Origin of the sequence: Agathobaculum butyriciproducens (assembly GCA_003096535.1) — a bacterium.
In the GTDB taxonomy this organism is placed as follows: domain Bacteria; phylum Bacillota; class Clostridia; order Oscillospirales; family Butyricicoccaceae; genus Agathobaculum; species Agathobaculum butyriciproducens.
The window spans coordinates 87,711-109,919 of sequence record QEKJ01000005.1; the positions used below are offsets into that span (position 1 = coordinate 87,711).

The window sequence follows — 22,209 nt, forward strand, 5'->3', positions numbered from 1 at the left end:
ATAGGAAAAATCGTCTGCCGTTCCCCCTTTTCGAAGCGGTCGCCGGTCTCTGGTATGCGCCAGACTATCTAACAATAGGAAACTGGAGTTTCAAGAGGATAGAAACCTTGGTGTCTATCCTTTTGGTTTCCAAGCCAAGGGTTGGCTCCCACTCCCTCTGCGTGAGGACGCAGACTCACCATCGGGAGGACTTCCGGTGAACCATAATATAAATAACGACCGGTGCACCAAACAGGGCGGTCACGGTGCTGATACTCAGCTCCGTCGGTGCAAACACCGTCCGCGCGATGAGATCGCACAGCAGGCAGAATCCCGCACCGCCGAGAAAGCACGCCGGTATCATCAGGATCGGCTTTGCCGTGCCGAACAGGCTTTTCGCAAGATGCGGAACCGCGATGCCAACGAACGAAATCGGTCCGGCAAACGCCGCTACACACGCCGAGAGCACGCTCGACAGCAGGATCAGCACCACGCGGAACGCGGTGATGTTGACGCCCATACTGCGGGCATACCCCTCTCCGAGCTGGTACGCGCCGATCGGCTTGGACAGCAGGAACACGCACACGAGCGCCGCGAGCACGACCGGCGTCATCACGCGGATATTGTCCCAGGAAATGCCCGAAAAGCTGCCCATAGACCAGTTATGCAGGTTGACAATATTGGAATCCTCAGCAAAGGTAATGACGAAATCCGTCACCGCCGAGCAGATGTAGCCGATCATCACGCCGCTCACGACCAGCAGCGGCATCTGCCGCACGCGCTGCGCGATGAGCAGCACAAAGCCCATCGAGAGCATGGCTCCCGCAAAGGCGGCTGTTATCATGACGGCAGAGCCGAGCACGCGCCCGCAGGACAGTGCGCCTATCATCGTCAGCGCGACCGTCAGCTTAGCCCCCGAGGAAATACCCAGCACGAACGGTCCCGCGATCGGGTTGGCGAAAAAGGTCTGCAGCAGAAAGCCGGAGACAGACAGCGCACCGCCGAGCAGGATGGCCGCGAAGATACGCGGCAGGCGAATCTCCCACACGATGACCGCATTGTCGCCGCTGTGCGTCAGCAGAATCTGCGCGACCTCTCGGACGGACAGGTGCAGGCTGCCCGAGTTGACATTCCACACGAACAGCACGGCCAGCAGTGCCAGAAGCACGGCAAACGCGCCCGCATAACGCATTTTAGGCTGCGGTTTCATGGGAAATCCTCTCCTTTCAGGACAGCTTGTGTAAGTATTTCAGTGTGGACGGGTCGCCGTCTGCAATGACGGTATGGAAGTCGCGGATCAGCTCGTCCAGCTCCATTGTGGACTGGTACAGGTTCTTCTCCGTACACCACACATTGCCGGTTTTCACGGCCTTGAAGTCCGCAAGCAGCGGGCTTTTTTCCAGCAGCTGGTCAAGCGTCTGCAGCTCACTGTCGATGGTGGCGTTGTAGATCATCACGTCCGCGTCCTTGGCTCCGGCGTAAAAGCTCTCCATCTGCATGTTGACGGTGGACTTTGCCGTATCGTCTGTCAGATCGTCAAAAATGTATTTTCCTCCTGCCAGACTAATCATTTCCGCGATATAATCCGTGGATTTGCGAACATTTGCCGCACCGTTCGACGTGATGTAAAAGAACGAAACCGTCTTTCCGGCTGCCGGCTTCTGCAGGATGTCCACAATGCCGTCCACCTTATCCGCAAACAGCTTTTCCGCCTTGTCCTCGCAGCCGAGCAGCGTGCCGTACACCTTGATCCACTCCATGCGGCCGAGTGCGTGCGGCTCGTAGCTGGAACGCTCGACAAACACCGGGATACCCAGCTTTTCGAGCTGCTCCTTGACCTCAGGCGTATGGTAGATCATGGTATTCTCAATAGCAAGATTGCAGTCAGCGGAGTAGATGGTCTCGTAATCCGGCGCGCTGTACTTGCCCGCGTAGACGATTTTTCCGTCCGCCATCGCCTGCTTGGCTTCGTCGATGTACCAGCCGTCCTGCTTGGTGCCGGACAGTGAAATACTGTCCAGCGCATCCAGTGCAACGAACTGGTCCATGACACTCGAGGAGACCAGATAAATGCTGTCCAGCGGCTGCTGCAGCACCGTAATATCCGCGTCCAGACCGTCCGGCACGGACGCAGTTTCCGGAACGACCAGATAACGTGCGTCGTCCTTCACGGTAATGAGCGAATAGCCGCCGTCATAGTGATCGACCGAGAAGCACTCGGCATACTCCAAATCCACGCTGTCGGTCGGCTGCATGTCGCTCCACGAGACCGCCGCCTGCGTCTGTGCGGTCGATTGCCGGGCAGTTCCGCAGCCAGACAGACCGCCGAGCAGCAGTGCCGCACTCAGGCACCATGCTGTAATTCTTCTCATTTTGCTGCCGGAGCGATGGACGCAGAGTCAAAACGCAGCGTGTACTCGATCTCGTGCGGCTCACTCATTGCGGTAGTGTCGGCTACGACCGGCATCGCCCAGTCAAAGCCCGCAACCGGAATTTCAAACGTGGAGTGCTCATTTTCGATCACAGCATCGTACTTTTCGTCGTTCACCTTCATGTAATCGTAGTTTTTGCTGCTCCAGATGATCTTAGCCGTCACCTTGCCGCCCGAAACGGTCAGCGCTGCAGGAGATTCCACGCTTGCACGGCCGGAGCCGCCGGAAAGCGTTACGTCAGCGGTGTAGGTGCCGTCTGCGAGAGACAGGCTCTCAGCGGTGGTCATTACGCCGTCTGCCAGTGCGTCTGCCGGCAAAGAGTCCGCGCGGAACACCAGGGTGCGGTCGTACCACTTCTCCTTCTTCTTGCTGAAGGCTGCGCAATCAATTCCCTCATCGAGCGCCTTAACCGGAACGGTAAAGCTGTGTGTGCCGTCGGCTTCCTCGGTAAACGGAATGTAATCGGCCTCCTTGGCAGCGGCAGCCTCCTCGCCGGTGCCCATGTAGACGTACAGATAACCGGTACCGCCCATGTGCATCTTAGCGGTCATTTCGCCGTTCTTGACGGTCAGCTCGCATGCGGTAACGTTGAACATGTTGGAGCTGGAATCGACGGTTACATCGTAGGTGCCGTCCTTCACTTTGTCGCCGGTGATCGGCGTCATGCCGTCCTCAACAACGTCCTCGACATCGGCCATATCGGACGCAGAAGCGACCTGAGAGGTGGTGCTGCTGTCCTGCGCGGAGGTGTCCTTCTGGGTGCTGCCGCCGCAGGCGGACAGGAGCATGAATGCCGCAAATACGGCGCTTAACAGTGCTTTTTTGTTCTTCATTGTGGCTTCTCCTTTGTTTTGCGATATAAAAACGGGATTTTGATTTATCTATTTGCTAAAGCAGCAGGAACAGGAGCCAACCTTTGGCTGGGAGGTCCAAAAGGATAGGCACCACGGCAGTCAGCCTACCCTTACACGCTGACAAGGGTCTCTTCTGCGTCAGACAGTGCGTGCCACACCGTTATCGCAGGCGTAATCCTTTGGGCGGCATAGCCGTGCCGCCCTCTGCGTAGGCTTTCCGATATGTGTAGCAGTACGCTGTCTGTGAACTGCGCATATTTTGCGCAATAAACGCTGTGGTAACCCGACTGCCGTTCCTTTATAGTCTCAGCTCTCTGATTGCCGCCGTGCTTTCTAAGGGAAAAGGGAAGATTCATAAGAGGGTGGAAAACCGCAGGTTGTCTACCCTCTTATGCGCTCCGCCGCGTAAGCGAGTTCCGTTCGCTTCTCAAGCGCCAAGTTCACTTATCAAACCGATTAAACAAATCAAAATTTCCACAAAAACAGGGTCCGTCCGCATTCCACGGTTCGGACCCTGCTGTTTACTTGATTTACTTCAGGGAATCAATCGCTGCCTGTGCGTGTGCAACAAACAGATCCTGGATTGCCTGCACAGAGCCAAGGCCCTCAACTACGGTGGTTACCTCGAAGCCTGCCTTCTCAAACTCGGTCTTCCAGGAGCCGTCCTCGTCACCTGCCATATCGTTATTGGCGTGGTCGCCTGCAACGATCATCAGCGGACGCAGAACAACCTTCTTATAGCCGCTTGCCTTAACGGCTGCGATTACGTCATCGAGGGACGGAGTTGCCTCAACAGTGCCGACAAAGTAATTGTCGTGGCCTGCGGCCTTGAGGGTCTCCTGCATCTTGGTGTAAACCTGATTGGACTCTGCCTCGGTGCCGTGACCCATGAAGCAGATTGCGGTCTCGCCGTCGTCGTACTCCTTGGTTGCGTCTACGATGGCATTCATAACCTTCTGGAAGTCATCGTCAGAGGTCAGCAACGGATCACCGAGCACGATCTTCTCGAAGGAATCCGAATAGCCTGCCAGCTCATCCTTGAGGTCGTTGTACTCCAGACCGTTCATCAGATGGGTCGGCTGAACAACCAGGGTCTTTACCTTGTTGTCTACGGCGCGGTCCAGTGCCTCGGTTACGTTGTCGATCTTCTCGCCGTCACGCTTGTTTACATGGTCGATGATGATCTGGCTGGTGAAGCCGCGGCGTACCGCGTAATCCGGGAACGCCTTCTGCATCGCCTTCTCGATGGCGCCGATGGTCTCACGGCGGCTGTCGTTATAGCTGGTGCCGAAGCTGACTACGAGCAGCTCGGTATCGCCAATTTCATCCTGATTCAGCGGATCGTCCAAGGAAGCGTCACCCGTTTCATAGTTTTCGTCCGGATCGGTCTGATCCTGCGCATCAGTCTGTGCAGTGGTGTTATTGTCCTTCGTGTCATCCGCAGCTGCGGTCTTGCTGCCGCCGCAAGCGGTCAGCATGGACATCAGCATGCCGGAAACGATCAGCATAATGCCAAGCTTCTTCAGTTTGCTTACTTTGCTCATGGTTTTCCTCCTTCATTTTGCCTGCAAAGCGAAAGCGCACACTTTGAAAGAAAAAGGGTACGGAAAACACACAGTCCCCCATCAATATATGATGAAAGGGACTGCCTGAATCAAAAATCATGCGGTATCAGTACAATCAATAACTCGTGACCCGGAAGCAGCTTCCCGTACCAACAGACCGGCAGGTTTCCTGACTTGCGGCTCTTAAGGCAATACCGCATAATTGCACAAGAGCGATTTGCGAGTCAATTCTCGCGTACTGACGAGGCGTGGTTTTGCGGTAATACTTGATGTATGACCGTGAAATCACAACGAAGTCAGGACACAAAGTTTCCGCAAAGCGCCGCAGCTTTCATCATGCGATGTTGCCTTAGAACTGCCGCCTTCCCGATACTGCAATATCAGTGACGTAAATGGCAGTCCATTCCCCGCTTACAGTGACGAGATCGTGCAGGATTTGCACCTGCTTCCCTTTTACCCGCTGTCCTGTTCGAAAACATACAGCGGCACCGACTGTTCGCTTATTTACTTATTACGCGGGAAATTCCCGCATTGCACGAGTATTATACTATATTTAACCGTCAATTACAACCGTTTTCCGGAGAAAAACGCGCGCTTATATCTCCTGCGGCCGGAAAACCTTTTTCCGCACGATCAGGTAACACACAAAGTGCGCCAGGATGGTCAGTATCCACGAGATTGGGTAGGACGCATACAGGATGAACAGCGTATGCTGCACGCGAAAGACCGTAAAAATCCAGATGATACGGAACACACATGCGCCAATCAGCGAGACGATCATTGGCAGCATGGAATAGCCCAGACCGCGTATTGTGCCCGCGAGCACATCCATCATGCCGCACAGGCAGTAGGTGACGCTGATGACCGACAGGCGCTGCATACCGAACGAGATGACCTCCAGATCATCCGAGTAGATGTGCAGCAGATGATTGCCGAGCAGATGTGCGCCGTTGCCGAGCACCAGACCGATCAGTGTGACGATGCACATGCAGCGCACGAGTGTCTGGTCGATGCGGTGATAATTCTTTGCACCGAGATTCTGGCTGGTGAAGCTGATGGAGGTCTGATAGAGCGCGTTCATCGAAATGTACACAAACCCCTCAATGTTGGCGGCTGCCGTGTTGCCCGCAACCGTTACTGCGCCGAAGCTGTTGACCGAAGACTGAATGAGTACGTTCGAGATATTGAAGATAACGCTCTGCATACCGGCAGGCAGACCGACCTGCATGATTCTCAGGAACTTATCCATGTGGAAGTGCAGACGGCGCAAGTCGAGATGGCACATGCCGTCCGATTTTACAAGGCACAGCACGGTCAGCGCCGCAGAGACACACTGGCTGAGCACGGTGGCGATCGCAGTTCCGGCAACGCCCATGCCGAGCAGGCACACAAACAGCAGGTCACCGAGGACGTTCATCACGCCTGCCGCCATCAGGAAGTACAGCGGACGCCGGGTATCGCCCACGGCACGCAGCACGGCGGCACCGAAGTTGTAGATCATGGTTGCCGGCATACCGATGAAATACACCTGCATGTACAGCACAGCCTGGTCGATAACCTCATCCGGTGTGGCCATCAGCGTCAGCATGGGACGTGCGAGCACAACGCCGAGCACGATCAGTATCGCGCCGCCGATTAAGCCGGTGAGCAGCGCCGTCTGGATGGTCTGCTGCACGCCGTCGTAATCCCGCTCGCCGTAATGCCGCGCGACAAGTACGTTCGCGCCGACCGAAATACCGATGAATGAGTTGACCAGCAGGTTGAACAGCGAGGTGGTCGAGCCGACCGCCGCCATTGCATTGCTGCCCGCAAATTTGCCGACTACGACAATGTCGGTCGCGTTGAACAGCAGCTGCAGCACACCCGAAAGAATCAGCGGCAGCGAAAACAGCAGGATTTTGCTCAGCAGCGGACCGCTGCACAGGTCCATCTCGTAGCTGCGTTTCATTCGTTGAAGCACTTCCCTTCTTGCGTAAAGTTTTCCTATTGCCTATATTATCTATCGGAATATCGGTGGTGTCAATGGGTGATTGTGTTTCAGGGGTATTCATGGTATAGTGAAGCCATAACAGAATGGCAAATCGGAATTTAATGAGGGCAAAGCAAATGGAACAGATTTTCAATTACAGAGATATACCCACGGATCAACGGCTTGACATATTAAATGCTCTTGCGCAAATCGGTTTTTTCCCGGCATACGGCGGTGTGAAAACAATGCAGCGGATTATGGAAAAGTCAGTTCCGAATTCGGGTCCACAATTCTATTTCGTTCTCCGTGAAAATCAGTTAATAGGGTACAATTTTCTCATTGGTGACACGAGGAAATATAAGGCTTTCCCATGGCTTGCTATCGGCAATATGGATGAACAGAAGTTGACGGTTTGCGAAGAACTGATGAAACTGCAAATTACCTTTTTTCAGGAACTTGGAATGCACGATATAGCAGGTCATTGTATTAGACTCATGGAAGATTACAGAAAAGGAATTGGAAAACGAAAAGAAAGCGATTGCAGATAAAGCAGCATCCAAGGAGGCAATTATATGAAGAAACGCCTGTTATCTGCCGTTTTAGCGCTGGTTCTGTGTGCTTATCCCGCTATGGCGGCTGATTTCGGCACGCTGACAATCTCCTCTGACCGCGAGGTCATAGATGATTCTGTACTGTATGAGCTTGCCGAAGCGGACGAACCCAGCACGCTCACCTTGCGCACACCGGACGGTGAAACCGGTTCTCTGACATTTGACGGCACAGAGTATCACCTGCAGCCGTGCGGACAGACCGACGAATTCACCTATCCGGTTTTGTTTTCCGCAGACGGCGAAAACGCCTATGGTCTCCCCTACACCGAATGGTTTATGTCCAATTCCGACATCGGGCAGCACATTTTTGATCCGGTGACCGAGTGGGACGCCCGGCATATCTGTTCCATGCCGCGCTGGCGCGACTGCGGTACACTGCGCCTGACCGGACAGAACAAACTCAAGCCGCCGTATGCGCTGCTGACGCGCTTTTTTGCAATCCATCGAGATCGGAATGCTGCCATTTCTCTGGAAATGCAGCCTGCTCTGGGACAGCCCCTGTTCTTTGCATACCATAACGGAACTTACACGCTGACCGAGACCGATCCGGACCGGTTTATCCGCACCGAGTGGACACAGCTTGTGCCGCTGCCGACGAATGACCTGCGCACGCTGTCCCTCACGTTGATCAACGCCAGCGGCGAACAGCGCCCGCTGTTTACGTTTCCGCATCCGGTAACGTATCTGACATTACCTTCTATTGTGTAACAATCAAATTTGCAGGAGAGTCCCCCGCTATGATTAGAGAATTACGAAAAGCAGATATCAATCAAGTTGCCGATATATGGCTGGACACCAATATAAAGGCACATTATTTTATCTCTGCCCAATATTGGAAAAGTAATTTGGAGCTTGTGAAAGAACTGCTGCTGCAGGCAACTGTCTATGTCTATGAGGACAATCAGAAGATACAAGGATTTATCGGGCTGAATGGCGAATATATTGAAGGCATTTTTGTTTCTGAGGCAATGCAGTCGCAGAGTATCGGTAAAATACTGCTGAATTATGTAAAGAATACAAGAAGCAAACTGATTTTGAATGTATATCAAAAAAACACACCAGCAATATCTTTTTATCAAAGAGAAGGATTTGAAATTCAGTACAGCGGCCTGGATGAAGCTACCGGGGAAAAAGATTATGGAATGGCGTGGCAGCAGAAGTAAAAATACAGTTTTTCAAACAGTTATAGAAACACAAAACCCCGTCAAAGGCGGGGTTTTTCTATGCCTGAAAAGAAAGAGTGGAAAGCGCTTCACTCTCCACTCTTAACTCTATTAAAATTACTTGCTCTCCAGCAGGCGGGTCGTCTCGGAAGAATCGATCAGATTGGTCATGCTGCGCAGGCTGATGCCCAACGTAGACAGGTTGTGCATCATCGCAGAGGTTGCGGGAGCCAGCACGCCGGCAACGCCCAGACCGATCAGCGAACCGTTAAAGCCGATTACAAAGCGGTAATTGGAGTTGATGCGGCTCATCAGACCCTGTGCGATACGGCGCAGCGCAACCAGCTCAAACAGATTCTCCGCTGCGATAGTGATGTCCGCAATCTCACGGGCGATGGCAGCGCCGTCGCTGATGGCTACGCCAACGTTAGCCGCCGACAGCGCCGGAGAATCGTTGATACCGTCGCCGAGCATGATAACCGTATGGCCTGCCGCGCGTTCCTGCTCGACAAAGTTTGCCTTGTCCTCCGGCAGAACCTCAGCGCGGTAGTCGTCCACGCCGACCTCAGCCGCGATAGCCGCTGCCGTGCGCTCACTGTCGCCGGTCAGCATGACTGTGCGCTTGATGCCGAGGGCGCGCAGCGCCTTCATCACATCGCGGGCTTCCGGACGGAGCGGGTCTGCGATGCAGATAACGGCCGCCAGCTCACCGCCGATGGCCAGATACAGATGCGAGAACTCGGGCGGGAGTGCATCATACTTCTCCTGCTCACCGGCCGGAACCGTACACTTTTCATCCTCGAAGATAAAGTGTGCACTGCCGATAACGACCTTCTTGTTTTCAACCATGCTGGAAATGCCGTGCGCTACGATATACTCAACCTGCGAGTGCATTTCCTCGTGCGCCAGATTGCGCTCACGCGCAGCGCGGACAACGGCGTTCGCCATGGAGTGTGGGAAATGCTCCTCCAGGCAGGCTGCAACGCGCAGCATGTCGTCTTCGGAACGACCACCGAACGGAATAACCCTGGCAACCACCGGGCAGGCGTGCGTCAGCGTGCCGGTCTTGTCGAATACAATGGTATCCGCCTGTGCGACAGCCTCGAGGAACTTGCCGCCCTTGACCGTGATATGATACATGCTTGCCTCACGCATGGCGGACAGAACCGCCAGCGGCATAGCCAGCTTGAGCGCACAGGAGAAATCAACCATCAGCACGGACAGTGCACGGGTGACATTGCGGGTCAGTGCGTAGCTGAGCGCACTGCCGACCAGCGTGTACGGCACCAGCTTGTCCGCCAGATTGGCGGCATGGCTCTCAGCAGCACTCTTGAGCTGCTCGGACTGCTCGATCATAGAAACGATCTTGTCATAGCGGCTCTCGCCGGAGGACTGGGTGACCTCGATCACGCAGTCGCCTTCCTCGATGACCGTGCCGGCGTAAACCTGCGTACCCGGACGCTTTGCAACCGGCATGGATTCTCCGGTAAGCGATGCCTGATTAACCATGACTTCGCCTTCAACAACCTCACCGTCCAGCGGGATGACGCTGCCCATGCGAACCAGAATGTGATCACCGACAGCGATGTTTGACAGCGGTACAAGTACCTCTGCGTCATCGGTTTTGAGCCATACGCGTTTTACGTTGAGCGACATACAGCGTGCCAGATCGTCAACCGACTTTTTGTGCGTCCACTCCTCGAGCAGCTCACCGATATCGAGCAGGAACATAACCGAGCCTGCCGTGGAGAAGTCCCGGCGTACCATCGAAACACCGATGGACAGCGCATCGAGCAGCTCAACCTTCAGTTCTCTGTGAATCAGGCGCTTGAGACCGCGGCCGAGGAACGGCAGCGACAGCCAGATCGTGCGTGCTATCTGCAGCGGCGTTGGCAGGAACAGCGTGCAGGCAAACTTCGTAATAACCTTGCCGACCAGCTTTTCCTGATACTCACGGTTGAGCGCACGGCCGCTGTGGGTCGGCGTCAGCGCCGTAACAGACGGTGCAGTATAGTTAAACTGAGCGATCGCGCGGATGATATTCTCGCGGTCACCGATGTAGCGGATGACAGCACAGCAGGTGCGCTCGTGCACGGCTGCGTTGAGTACACCCGGCTGATTCTGCAGATACGCCTCCAGCAGATCAGCCTGCTCCAGCGTCATGCGGTACTGCTTCATGCGCACGCGAAGCCGTCCGCGGCTTTCGTGTTCAATGAATGCTTTCATAGTAAAATTACCTCCAGCTTACTTCCGGTAGATAGGAAAAGAGGGGCTCTGCCCCTCTTTGATATTCGTCCCATGAAAACCGGGAACATGTGCCTCGGTTTTCATTCCCTAAGAGGGAGAAAGCTTCCGAATGGGAACTTTCGGATGACTTTGGAACGGCTCACAGTCCGTTCTTCCTGTCCGCCAAACCACGGTTTGGCGACAGGTTCTTATGCCTCAACCGGAGCAGCAGTCGGGTCCTCATCGGTCAGCTCAACCTCAATGTCTGCATCCTCAACAGCAGCAGCCTCTGCCTCAGCAGCGCGCTTCTCGTTGATCTCCTCTGCGGAAGCGAGGATGTCGCCGACGTTCTCCTTAACGCAGTCAACGGTGTTCATAACGGTATCCTTCATGCGAAGAACCGCTGCGGTAGCATGGGTATATACGTTCTTAGCATCCTTGCTGCTCAGCAGCTTGATACCTGCGGAACCGAACAGAGTGCCACCAACAAATACGGCGATGTCCTTGTAAATCTTCTTCATAATATGTTCCTCCTATTAATCTCACTTGCGCTTACAGCCGGTAATCATCGTCATTACCATGCAGAACAGTGCGGCCCATGCCCAAAAACGATGCTGCTTCATACAGTACACCTCCAAACATGGTGTGTTTTTTTGTTTGCGATTATCATATCACAATTTTCCCTGCTTGTCGCACAGCTTTAGACATGAAACGCACGGAATCGGACATTTTCGCAGTTTGTTGCCGCTAATTTTTAGTTTTATCATCAAAATAGTTGCATTTTGCTAACTTTTTCGAGCTTGTCGGCGGTACTGCGAGGGCGTCAGCTGATAGCGGCGCTTGAACGCCACACCGAACTGACTGGCGCTGTTATAGCCGACCGCCGCCGCAATATCCACGATGGAGAGCGGACTCCGATGCAGCAATTCGGCAGCATGCTGCACCCGCTTTTCAAGCAGATACTGGTGAATCGGCCGACCGTAGGTCTGCCGAAATATATCCTTCAAGGCGGTCGGCGAAATGCGGAACCGTGCAGACAGCTGGTCGATTGTAAGCGGGTCGGACAGGTGCGATACCATATACTCCTGTACCTGCCTCACTGTATCGGTCAGATAGTGATCGCGGGAGACGGATTCCGGCGGTATCGTCAGCAGCGGACTGTCTGTACTGATGAGGTACAGCAGCTCAATGGCTTTGATTGCACTGTAGGCGGCTCTGTCCCGCTCCGGAACGGACTGCAGTGCCGCAGCCAGATTATCAATCCACACCGCGCTGCGCAGCACTACGCAGCCCAGATGCGGAGTGACTCGTGCTTTGATTCGTGCTGCGTTGACCGTCAGACGGCACGGTGCCGCTGCGCTCTGCTCGATGAGCACCAGCTCACCGCTGAACAATCCGTCCGCGACCGAAAGGCTCTGCACACTTGCGCCGAGCAGCAGCAGTACCTCGTGCTCATGCAGGAACACTTGCCGCCCATCGGTCATGGTCAGCCGCAGACCGCCCTGCCGGCAGAACAGCACCTCGCACGGCACCTCGGATGGCTCCGCAGGCATGGCCGGCGGCACAGTCAGCGCGCAGTCAAAATCGCACACGCGCACACCATCCATCGGCTGGGTCCAGCGTACGCAGCCGGACAGCGATGCGCCGGTATTCGGTTTGAGCAGAGTTTCCAGCACTGCGATTTCCTCCGTTGGTATATATCGGTTTATTAGGTTAGATTTTGCTAACCTATGTTGAAAAGCAAAGCCGCTGCAAGGCGGCCTTACTCTGTTCATTTATGCAGAAAGGAGAACAGTCCCTTTTTCTCATATCGCTCCTTGGAAAAGGACGTAACGGTGTAGCCGGTAGCGTTTACCGCATCGCGGACAGCCTGCTCATCGAGATCCTGCTCAGTGAGGATAACCGTCTGCCCCTTGCCGTGAGAGGAAGTGACCTTCTTCACGGGAAATGCCTTGCGAACCGCATCGTTGACATGGCTTTCGCACATGCCACACATCATGCCGTCAACGCCGAGAGTGATTTTCAACATGGGTGTAATGCTCCTTTTGTACCCGAGCTGGTTAGCTTTTACTAACTAACAATATATCACGAAATAGCGCAGATTGCAAGGGGGAATCCTTAGTTTTGCGTAGGAGTTTGCTCATGCAGGATTCGCCGCACCCGCGGCAGGGGCAAGAGGGTAGACACCTACGGTTTCTACCCTCTTAACTCCCGTTTCCCTTTATTTCTTAGTCTGGCGCAGACCGGAGACCGGCGACCGCTTCGAAAATAGGGAACGGCAGAGGTTTTTTTCTACCGTAGGGGAGCACAGTGTGCTCCCATTTCTTTACCTCTACGCAGTGCCAGATACTTTGCTGCTACACAGACCGGCTGCTTTACGCAGGAGCGGCACAAGGTGAGTTGCCCGTATGTGTATCTGTGAACTGCGAAAAGGCGGAGGAAGCCACGCAACGGTACCCCGACTGCCGTTCCCCTTATTTCGCAGCGGTCGCCGGTCTCTGGTCTGCGCCAGGCTATCCAAGGGTAAGGGGTGATTCTCATGTGGGTGGAAACCGCAGGTGTCTACCCTCTTGTGCGCCCGCGCGGCGTCAGCGCAGATTCCGCTCGCTTCGCAAGCGCCCCACTCCCGATGAGCACCATCATCAAGATTGACAAATACCCGCAAAAAGGGTATACTAATCTCACCCGCGGGTATGGCGGAATTGGCAGACGCGCCAGATTTAGGTTCTGGTGTCCTCGACGTGCAGGTTCAAGTCCTGTTACCCGCACCAGCAAAAAACGCTGTGGAATCTCTCCACAGCGTTTTTCTTTTGCCGATTTTTACTTGGACAGCTTGCTCTGTGCCTTCTGCTCAAAGCGCTCCTTGGCTACGATGGCGCGCTGGTGCGTGCCCTCACCGATCAGACCTGCCTCATCGTATGCGGCAACCTTGAAGGTAAGCATCTTGCCGTTCGGCGCGATCTCGGTCAGCTCGGTCTCGATGCGGACTTCCATGCCCTCCGGCGTAGCGGCAACGTGGCTTACGTTTACCAGCGTGCCGACCGTGGTCTTGCCCTCTTCCAGCTCACCGGCTACACTGCCTGCAGCGGTGTTCTCGATGGCTGCGATCATCATCGGGGTTGCAAACACGGATACCAGACCGCTGCCGACATTGCATGCCAGCTGATCTTTGGTTACGGTGAACTTCTTCTCGCCCTTAATACCAACCTGCATTGGAATCTCTCCTTTTTTCTATAGTAAGGTAAATTACTTTCTGCGGATCTCAGTCATGCCGCCCATATACGGCTGCAGCGGCTTCGGAATTGCAACCGAGCCGTCCTCACGCAGGTTGTTCTCGAGGAATGCGATCAGCATACGCGGAGGTGCAACAACGGTGTTGTTCAGCGTATGTGCGAAGTACAGCTCCTTCGGATTCTCCTTGCCGCGGACACGGATGCCCAGACGGCGAGCCTGTGCGTCGCCAAGGTTGGAGCAGGAGCCGACCTCGAAGTACTTCTTCTGACGCGGAGACCATGCCTCTACGTCGCAGGACTTAACCTTCAGGTCAGCCAGGTCACCGGAGCAGCACTCGAGCGTGCGAACCGGAATGTCCATCGAACGGAAGAAGTCAACCGTGTTCTGCCACAGCTTGTCATACCACATCTTGCTCTCTTCCGGCTTGCAGACAACAACCATTTCCTGCTTCTCGAACTGGTGAATACGGTATACACCGCGCTCCTCGATGCCGTGTGCGCCGACTTCCTTACGGAAGCACGGAGAGTAGCTGGTCAGGGTCTGCGGAAGGGTTTCCTCATCGTTGATGGTGTCGATGAACTTGCCGATCATGGAGTGCTCGGAGGTACCGATCAAGTACAGGTCCTCGCCCTCGATCTTGTACATCATGTTCTCCATTTCCTTAAAGGACATAACGCCCTTAACGACATCACCGTGGATCATGAACGGCGGAATATAGTAGGTAAAGCCGCGGTCGATCATGAAGTCGCGTGCGTAGGACAGGATGGAGGAATGCAGACGGGCAATATCGCCCTTCAGGTAGTAGAAGCCGTTGCCGGAGGTGCGGCGTGCAGCATCGAGGTCGATGCCGTCGAAGGACTCCATAATATCAACGTGATACGGAACCTCGAAATCCGGAACGACCGGATCGCCAAACTTCTCAATCTCAACATTCTCGGAGTCGTCCTTGCCGATCGGAACGGACGGGTCAATGATGTTCGGGATGACCATCATACGGTTCTTGACTTCCTCAGCGAAGGTCTTTTCATCCTCCTCGAGCTTGGTCATCTCATCGGCCATTGCCTTAACCTCGGCCTTGATCTTCTCGGCCTCTTCCTTCTGGCCCTTGGCCATCAGACCGCCGATTTCCTTGGACTTCTTGTTGCGCTGTGCACGCAGCTCATCACAGCGGGTCTTGGCTGCACGGTACTTCGCGTCAAACTCGATGACCTCGTCAACCATCGGGATCTTCTCGTCCTGGAACTTCTTCTTGATGTTTTCCTTTACCGCATCCGGATTGGTGCGGACAAATTTGATATCCAGCATTGTGTCTATATCTCCTTTTACATTATATACGTGTTATTCTTCCGTGTCGTTCGGCTCTGCATCCTGCGCTTGCTCAGCCTGCTCCAGTGCAGCTTTGACCGACTGGAACAGTTTGCTGATGTTCTCATCAAAGCCATCCTCGCTGCTGCCCAGCAAACGCTCCTCGCTGTATTTCGTCAGCATTTCGTCGCAGGTCTTGCGGGCATCTGCGGTCTGCTTTGCCGCCAGGGAAACGCCGATCTGCGCAAGGTACTGATACACCTCACGCTCCTCCATACGCTGCTCGGTCGCACCGACTACATCGGTTGCCGCCTGCTCGCTGTCCAGCGTCTTGCGGACCTTATCCAGTGCAGTGTTCTGTATGTCATACTGCTTCTGCAAATCTTCCACTTTCTGGGTTGCGCCCTGTGCCACGGTCTGCTGCTGTGTCAGCTGCGAGCTTAGATTTTCGACCTGCTTGTCCGCACGCGACTGTGCCACATAGCTGATCAGGATCAGCGCAATCGCTACAGAAAACAGTCCGACGATATAAAAGGTCAGCGTGGTGCGGCTGAGCTTTTTCTCCGGCTTGTTCTGTTCCGGCTGCTTATTCTGCTCGTCCATTGCTTGCCTCCTTTATACACGCAGGTTTCGGAGTGCTTCACTGAGCCGCTCCAAATCTTCTGCGCCGTAATATTCCAGCGTCAGCTGGCCGCTGTGCTTGCCCTGCTGGATGCTGATCTTGCGTCCGAGGGCGCCCTCCAGCTCCTTCTCCAGCTCGGCAATATAGTCCACGGAAACCTCGGGCGACTGCTCAGGCTTCTCGACCGGTTTTTTGTTCATGCGCTTGGCCAGCGCCTCCGACTGACGGACCGACAGGCCGACCATCTGTCTGGCTGCCTCTACGCGCTTATCCGCTTCGTTTACTGCAAGGACTGCCCGCGCGTGACCGCCGGAGATTTCGCCTTCGCTGACCATCGTCCGCACCTCGGTCGGCAAAGCCAGCAGACGCAGTGCGTTCGCTACCGCCGAACGGGACTTGACCACGCGCTTGGCCACCTGCTCCTGCGTCAGTCCGAACTGCTTCATCAGACGCTCATAGCCTTCGGCTTCTTCGATCGGGTTCAGGTCCTGCCGCTGCAGATTTTCGATCAGTGCCAGCTCCATGACCTCGTTTTCCTCAGCCTCAAGCACCATCGCAGGAATGTCTTCCAAACCTGCCTGACGTGCTGCACGCCAGCGGCGCTCACCTGCAATGATCTGGTAGTAGCCGTTCTTCTCGCCCTTGCGTACCGTGATTGGTGTGATGACGCCGTGCAGGCGAATGCTCTCTGCCAGCTCGTCCAGAGATACCTGATCAAAGACCTTCCTCGGCTGATCGGGATTCGGCTCGATTTTTGCCAAAGGCAGGTTTTTTGTGCCGTTATCCAGACTTTCTTCCATTAAATCGCTGGTATCACTGCCGAAAAGGTTGGACAAGCCGCCGCCCAGACCCATTTTTGCGCCTGCCATCAGCTTCTCCCCTTTCGGTCATTTTTCTTCAGAATCTCGTCCGCGAGAGCCAGATAAGCCTCTGCGCCGCGGCACATTCTGTCGTATGCCGTTATGGGCTTGCCGTGGCTCGGCGCTTCACTCAGACGCACGTTGCGCGGCACAACAGCCGAAAACACCTCGCCCGGGAAGTGCTTTTTCACTTCCTCAACCACCTGAATCGACAGATTGGTGCGTCCGTCAAACATGGTCAGCAGCACGCCTTCCATCACCAGCTTGCGGTTGAGCGCCTTCTTTACCATACGCACGGTCGTCATCAGCTGACTCAGACCTTCAAGCGCGTAATACTCGCACTGCAGCGGCACCAGAAAGCTGTCGGCCGCACACAGGCAGTTGAGCGTCAGCAGACCGAGTGACGGCGGACAGTCGATAAATACATAGTCGTAATCGTCCTTCACCTGATCGAGTACGTTTTTCAGACGGTACTCGCGGTCGGACATTCCAATCAAATCCAACTCAGCACCCGCCAGATTGACGTTCGCGCCCAGCAGATCAACCCACTTGGTCGATACGATTGCGCTCTTGACATCCGGCTGATCGGCTACAATCAAATCGTAAATCGAGGTTCCCAGTGAGCGCGGATCCACGCCAAAACCGGAGGTTGCATTGCCCTGCGGATCGAAATCACACAGCAGAACGCGCTTTTCGCGCTCTGACAACGCTGCCGCGAGGTTGATGGCGGTTGTAGTTTTTCCCACGCCGCCCTTTTGATTGGCAAACGCGATAATCTTCCCCATAGTCATTTCCTCTCGTCCATGGTTTTTTCTACGGATTTCATTATATCACATTGCACTTTTAATTGCAAAGCAATCACAGTATTTTTACAGCTGTTTCACGTGAAACATCAAGTATTTTGCCGTTTTGCAGGATACAACTGGTAAATTCATTGACTTTTGTTTCACGTGAAACAAAAGAGAGCCGTTCGGCTCTCTTACCTTATTATATATACATTTACACGCTCTCCAATCTGCTCCCGCCCTACCCAGAATTGCCGTGCATCATACACAGTAAAACCGTTGGTCGGCACTGTTATGCCGACCCTGCGTAGAGTAGCCGACATGTGTAGCAGTACATATATCTGTAAACTGCGATAGTCTACGAAAGTCACGCAAGAGTAACCCGACTGCCGTTCTCCTTTTCGCAGCGGTCGCCGCTCTCCGATTTTCGCCGTGCTTCCTAAAGGGAAAGGGGTAATTCACAAGAGGGTGGTACTCATTTAATCCGCGCACGGCGCGGAAAAAAGGTTTAGTGGCCTACGGGCAAACCTTGGTGTCTACCCTCTTGTGCGCCCGCGCGGCGTCAGCGCAGATTCCGTTTGCTTCGCAAGCAACTATCCCATGTTTCACGTGAAACAAAATCCGCCCTCCTGTGGAACAAAAGTGTTTCACGTGAAACATCAGCTTTTTGCGTGCGGAATATTGATTGTCAGCGTAATCCCATCCTCGTTTTCCTGCCGGTCTACGGTTGCACCGATTCCGGCGTCCACCATCACGCCGACCGCCCGATTGAGCGTATTCAGGAAAAAACGCACATCCTTAATAAGCCGCACAACATTATCCTTATGCGGCGGCTCGGTCAACTCCGGATGCTTTTTCTGCTCCAGCAGGTTCTCGATATACTCCTCCGATCGGCTGACGTTTAATTCGTTCTCGATAATATAGTGTGTGGCGTTCATCCGTTCCTCGTCATCACGCAGACGCAGCAGACAGCGCGCGTGCCGCTCTGTAAGGTTCGCACTGCGGATCAATTCCATATTTTGCGGAGAAAGCCGCAGCAGACGCAGCTTATTCGCCACCGCAGACTGTGTTTTCCCCACTTTGCGCGCGGCTTCCTCCTGCGTTAGTCCGTACTGATCGATCAGACGCTTGAAGCCGTAGGCTTCCTCGAAAAAATCCAGATCACGCCTTTGCAGGTTCTCCACGAGCGCAATCGCCGAGGAATCCTCGTTATCCGCCGCAATCAGCAGACACGGTACATCGTTAAGCCCCGCAACACGCGCCGCGCGCAGCCTTCTCTCCCCTGCCACAAGCTCGTAACCGCCTCCGGGAGCACGCCGTACGGTCAGCGGATTGAGCACGCCGTACTGCCGGATACTCTCTGCCAGCTGCGCGATTGCCTCCGGATCAAAGTATTTTCTCGGCTGATTGGGATTGCGCGCAATCTCACTCACGCGAATACGCCGCAGCGTGCGATCCTCTTTGCCGGAAACCAGTGTTAATACAGACATCATGGTCAACCACTCTCCAATTCGTCTTATTCGTTCATTTCATTCGCGCTTATCTCTGCCGCACCACCAGCAGAAATGTCGCCCTTGGTAATAGATTACCATATAATTACATATTGACAAGTAAAATCGACCGCACAATCTGCAAAATTCGACGAAAACATGACAAATTCTACCTGATATCTATATTTTCCCCTATTTTCGGACAAAAAATACCCTCTGTAATTTTCCGTACAGAGGGGTACTTTCCGTATATTTCTCGCCTGATTTACAGCGGCGAAGTCTGTATTTTCTTGAAGCGGCGCGGATACTTTTCCGGTGTTTCCTGCGTTTTCTGCAGGCGCACGATGGCGCGGGAAACCTCATCAAACGGCACAGTGTAGTGCAGCACTTCAGCGTCCGGCGCACCGAGAACCGTTCGGGCGTTTGCCGCTGTTTCAACTTCCTCTGTGCAGTCCTCGGCCTTCATGGCGAGGAACGCACCGCCGACCTTGACCATTGGCAGCGCCAGTTCACTCAACACGCGCAGATCGGCTACCGCACGCGACACCGCCAGATCAAACGTGCCGCGGTTGTCTCTGGCGTAATCCTCCGCACGGGCATGCACCGCCGTAACGTTGGTCAGGCCCAGTTCGGCGATGACTTCATTTAGAAAATCAATGCGCTTGCGCAGTGCATCGAGCAGCACAAACTCGGTCTGCGGGCACAGAATCGCCAGCGGCATGCCCGGAAAACCGGCTCCCGTTCCCACATCGAGCACGCGTCCATCCTGCGGCATATACGGTGCAAGTGCCGCGCAATCGAGGAAATGCCGGGTCACGATTTCGGTCGGATCGGTAATGGCAGTCAGATTCATAACCTTGTTTTTCTCGCGCAGAATCTCGGAATAACGCAGTAAGTTGTCCGCTGCAGACGGACACTCTGCGACGCCCAGCTCGCGTAGACCGGCGATCAAAAGCTCGCGTTCTGTCATGCCTTTTCCTCCTTTTTATGGGTCTCGATGTAGATCATCAGTGCCGTGATATCCGCCGGTGAAACGCCCGAAATACGAGCCGCCTGACCGAAATTCAGCGGCTTGACGGCGTTCAGTTTCTGACGTGCCTCCAGTCGCAGCGAGTCCACCTCGTTGTAGTCCAGATCGAGCGGCAGCGGGCGGCTCTGCAGCTTGCGGTACTGCTCCACATCGCGCATCTGGCGCTCGATATAACCCGCGTATTTGACGCGGATTTCCACCTGTTCACGGATAACAGCGGGCAGCTCCGGACGCTCAGGATCGAACATTGCAAGGTCCGCATAGCTGAGTTCCGGGCGGCGCAGCAAGTCGATCAGCTTGCAGCCCGCCTTGAGCGGTGTAGAGTTTTTACCCGCAAGAAAGCCGTTCAATTTATCGCTCGGCGCCACGCCGACCGAGGCTATGCGGTCGATCTCTGCCTGCACTGCTTCGTACTTTTTACGCACCTTTTCGCCGCGTTCCGGCGAATTCAAGCCAACTCGAACACCGATCGGCACCAGACGTTCATCTGCGTTATCCTGCCGCAGAAGCAGGCGGTATTCCGAGCGTGAGGTCATCATGCGATAGGGTTCGCTCGTGCCGCGCGTCACCAGATCGTCGATCAGCGTACCGATGTAGCCGTCCGCACGGTCGAGTACAAGCGGCTCCTCCCCCTTGATTTTGAGCGCAGCATTGATGCCCGCAACCAGTCCCTGCGCCGCCGCCTCCTCATAGCCGGACGAGCCGCAGAACTGGCCTGCGCCGTACAGTCCGGGCACCTTTTTAGTCTCGAGCGTCGGCCGCAGCTCCAGCGGGTCGATGCAGTCATACTCGATGGCGTACGCCGGCCGCATAATCTCCGCGTTCTCCAATCCCTTGACCGAGCGCAGCATCTCGCGCTGCACGTCGAACGGCATGGACGACGAGAAGCCCTGCACATAGACCTCCTCGGTGTCCAGACCCATCGGCTCAAGGAACAGCTGATGGCGCGGCTTATCCGCAAAGCGCACCACTTTGTCCTCGATAGACGGACAATAGCGCGGTCCCACGCCCTCAATCTGGCCGCCATACAGCGGCGAACGGCTCAGATTTGCGCGGATGATTTCATGTGTTTTCGCGGTCGTGTAGGTCAGATAACACACCGCGCGGTTGTCCGGCGGGTGGTCGGTCTCGAACGAAAACGGGATGATCTCATCCTCACCGGCCTGCTCCGCCAGATCGGTATAATTGATTGAACGGCGATTGATACGCGGCGGCGTACCTGTCTTAAACCGCTGCAGCCTCAGTCCCAGACCGCGCAGCGACTCAGTGAGCGGCTTGGCTGCCGCCATGCCGTCCGGACCGGATTCACGGGTGTACTCGCCGATGATCACACGTCCGCCGAGGAATGTGCCGGACGCAATGACAGCCGCCTTGACCGGATGGCGCGCGCCGATGGCGGTAACAACCGCGGAAACGGCACCGTTCTCCACCTCAACGGACACGATCTCGTCCTGCATGAGAAACAGGTTTTCCTGCCGCTCAAGCGTGTGCTTCATATACTCTCTGTATTTAATGCGGTCGGCCTGTGCACGCAGCGAGTGCACTGCCGGACCCTTGCCGCGGTTGAGCATGCGGTACTGGATACAGGCCGCGTCAGCCGCACGCGCCATCTCACCGCCGAGCGCATCTATCTCGCGTACAAGGTGTCCCTTAGCTGTACCGCCGATCGCCGGATTGCACGGCATATTGCCTACGGCGTCCAAATTGATCGAAAAACACGCTGTTTTTGCACCCAAACGTGCTGCAGCCAGCGCCGCCTCAATACCGGCATGACCGGCGCCGATCACCGCTACATCAAAGCTCTCTGCCGAAAAAACCGTCATTGGCGCTCTCTCCCCTTTCAAAAAATTCCTGTGATTTCGGTTGTGTGAAACCTGTGCGTAACTGTTGATAACTCTGTGGATACTGTTGATAACTTGTGAGTTTTTGACCATATTTTTATACGCACGGTTTTATTTCCGTTTTATTATTACAATAAGTAGTTGAATATAGGGCAATTTTCCGGGTTATCCACTATATCTCGTATATCGCCGGATAGAAGTTGTGCACAAGTGGTTTTTACCTCATTTTTACCTGCGGACATA

General features: G+C 54.7%; 20 protein-coding genes, 1 tRNA gene and 1 riboswitch. Of the genes, 4 read left to right on the forward strand and 17 right to left on the reverse strand.

Annotated features, from left to right (window positions below):
- Positions 1-175: 175 nt before the first annotated feature.
- From C7386_RS06065 to C7386_RS06090, 5 genes are all read right to left on the reverse strand, one after another.
- Entirely contained in the window at positions 176-1,189 is a 1,014-nt protein-coding gene (locus tag C7386_RS06065) for a FecCD family ABC transporter permease (protein WP_116705065.1), read from the reverse strand.
- A 16-nt stretch (positions 1,190-1,205) separates the two neighbouring features.
- A complete protein-coding gene (locus tag C7386_RS06070) occupies positions 1,206-2,351 on the reverse strand; it encodes an ABC transporter substrate-binding protein (protein WP_116705066.1) in 1,146 nt (381 codons plus the stop codon).
- Complete coding sequence (locus C7386_RS06075; protein ID WP_116705067.1) at positions 2,348-3,244, reverse strand: hypothetical protein; 897 nt, start codon at positions 3,242-3,244, stop codon at positions 2,348-2,350. Before C7386_RS06075 ends, C7386_RS06070 begins: the two co-directional genes overlap by 4 nt.
- Positions 3,245-3,795: 551 nt before the next feature.
- Positions 3,796-4,809, reverse strand: coding sequence for a sirohydrochlorin cobaltochelatase (locus C7386_RS06085; RefSeq protein WP_337534339.1), 1,014 nt, complete (start codon positions 4,807-4,809; stop codon positions 3,796-3,798).
- Positions 4,810-4,972: 163 nt separating this feature from the next.
- A riboswitch (cobalamin riboswitch) is annotated at positions 4,973-5,338 on the reverse strand.
- An 87-nt stretch (positions 5,339-5,425) separates the two neighbouring features.
- Positions 5,426-6,778 carry an MATE family efflux transporter gene (locus tag C7386_RS06090; protein WP_110435738.1) on the reverse strand — a complete coding sequence of 451 codons (1,353 nt, stop codon included), beginning with the start codon at positions 6,776-6,778 and terminating at the stop codon, positions 5,426-5,428.
- 158 nt (positions 6,779-6,936) lie between these two features.
- Here C7386_RS06090 and C7386_RS06095 point away from each other — a divergent pair, with 158 nt between their 5' ends.
- Genes C7386_RS06095 through C7386_RS06105 form a run of 3 tightly spaced genes read left to right on the forward strand, consistent with a single transcriptional unit; the run spans position 6,937 to position 8,573 of the window.
- On the forward strand, positions 6,937-7,347 hold the full coding sequence (locus tag C7386_RS06095) for a hypothetical protein (protein WP_227109651.1): 411 nt from the start codon (positions 6,937-6,939) through the stop codon (positions 7,345-7,347).
- A 24-nt stretch (positions 7,348-7,371) separates the two neighbouring features.
- On the forward strand, positions 7,372-8,118 hold the full coding sequence (locus tag C7386_RS06100) for a hypothetical protein (protein ID WP_110435739.1): 747 nt from the start codon (positions 7,372-7,374) through the stop codon (positions 8,116-8,118).
- A gap of 29 nt (positions 8,119-8,147) precedes the next feature.
- Positions 8,148-8,573: a GNAT family N-acetyltransferase gene (locus C7386_RS06105; protein ID WP_116705068.1), complete on the forward strand. Its 426-nt coding sequence runs from the start codon at positions 8,148-8,150 to the stop codon at positions 8,571-8,573.
- Positions 8,574-8,690: 117 nt separating this feature from the next.
- Here the strand turns inward: C7386_RS06105 and C7386_RS06110 are convergent, their stop codons facing one another.
- From C7386_RS06110 to C7386_RS06125, 4 genes are all read right to left on the reverse strand, one after another.
- Complete coding sequence (locus C7386_RS06110) at positions 8,691-10,799, reverse strand: heavy metal translocating P-type ATPase (protein WP_116705069.1); 2,109 nt, start codon at positions 10,797-10,799, stop codon at positions 8,691-8,693.
- A gap of 209 nt (positions 10,800-11,008) precedes the next feature.
- Positions 11,009-11,320, reverse strand: a complete 312-nt coding sequence (locus C7386_RS06115; RefSeq protein ID WP_116705070.1) for a DUF6110 family protein — start codon at positions 11,318-11,320, stop codon at positions 11,009-11,011.
- Positions 11,321-11,584: 264 nt separating this feature from the next.
- Positions 11,585-12,475 carry a helix-turn-helix domain-containing protein gene (locus C7386_RS06120; protein ID WP_165815484.1) on the reverse strand — a complete coding sequence of 297 codons (891 nt, stop codon included), beginning with the start codon at positions 12,473-12,475 and terminating at the stop codon, positions 11,585-11,587.
- Positions 12,476-12,570: 95 nt separating this feature from the next.
- Positions 12,571-12,828, reverse strand: a complete 258-nt coding sequence (locus tag C7386_RS06125; RefSeq protein WP_116705072.1) for a heavy-metal-associated domain-containing protein — start codon at positions 12,826-12,828, stop codon at positions 12,571-12,573.
- A gap of 658 nt (positions 12,829-13,486) precedes the next feature.
- On the opposite strand from C7386_RS06125, the gene C7386_RS06130 reads away from it, so the two are divergent.
- Positions 13,487-13,570 (forward strand) — tRNA-Leu (locus tag C7386_RS06130).
- Between the two features lie 49 nt (positions 13,571-13,619).
- Here C7386_RS06130 and C7386_RS06135 read toward each other — a convergent pair.
- The 8 genes from C7386_RS06135 to mnmG form a co-directional block, all read right to left on the reverse strand.
- Positions 13,620-14,012, reverse strand: coding sequence for a thioesterase family protein (locus C7386_RS06135; RefSeq protein ID WP_110435745.1), 393 nt, complete (start codon positions 14,010-14,012; stop codon positions 13,620-13,622).
- A gap of 33 nt (positions 14,013-14,045) precedes the next feature.
- The gene (gene serS / locus C7386_RS06140) at positions 14,046-15,338 is read right to left on the reverse strand and encodes a serine--tRNA ligase (RefSeq protein WP_116705073.1); all 1,293 of its coding nucleotides are present in this window, start codon (positions 15,336-15,338) and stop codon (positions 14,046-14,048) included.
- Positions 15,339-15,371: 33 nt separating this feature from the next.
- Positions 15,372-15,941 (reverse strand): hypothetical protein, encoded by a 570-nt coding sequence (locus tag C7386_RS06145; RefSeq protein WP_110435747.1) that lies wholly within the window; start codon positions 15,939-15,941, stop codon positions 15,372-15,374.
- A gap of 12 nt (positions 15,942-15,953) precedes the next feature.
- Positions 15,954-16,829, reverse strand: a complete 876-nt coding sequence (locus C7386_RS06150; protein WP_116705074.1) for a ParB/RepB/Spo0J family partition protein — start codon at positions 16,827-16,829, stop codon at positions 15,954-15,956.
- The gene (locus C7386_RS06155) at positions 16,829-17,605 is read right to left on the reverse strand and encodes a ParA family protein (protein WP_116705075.1); all 777 of its coding nucleotides are present in this window, start codon (positions 17,603-17,605) and stop codon (positions 16,829-16,831) included. The genes C7386_RS06150 and C7386_RS06155 overlap by 1 nt, the downstream gene beginning before the upstream one ends.
- A gap of 659 nt (positions 17,606-18,264) precedes the next feature.
- Positions 18,265-19,098: a ParB/RepB/Spo0J family partition protein gene (locus C7386_RS06160; protein WP_243022631.1), complete on the reverse strand. Its 834-nt coding sequence runs from the start codon at positions 19,096-19,098 to the stop codon at positions 18,265-18,267.
- A gap of 262 nt (positions 19,099-19,360) precedes the next feature.
- Positions 19,361-20,065 carry a 16S rRNA (guanine(527)-N(7))-methyltransferase RsmG gene (rsmG, locus tag C7386_RS06165; protein WP_110435750.1) on the reverse strand — a complete coding sequence of 235 codons (705 nt, stop codon included), beginning with the start codon at positions 20,063-20,065 and terminating at the stop codon, positions 19,361-19,363.
- The gene (gene mnmG, locus C7386_RS06170) at positions 20,062-21,948 is read right to left on the reverse strand and encodes a tRNA uridine-5-carboxymethylaminomethyl(34) synthesis enzyme MnmG (protein WP_110435751.1); all 1,887 of its coding nucleotides are present in this window, start codon (positions 21,946-21,948) and stop codon (positions 20,062-20,064) included. Before mnmG ends, rsmG begins: the two co-directional genes overlap by 4 nt.
- Between the last annotated feature and the right edge of the window lie 261 nt (positions 21,949-22,209).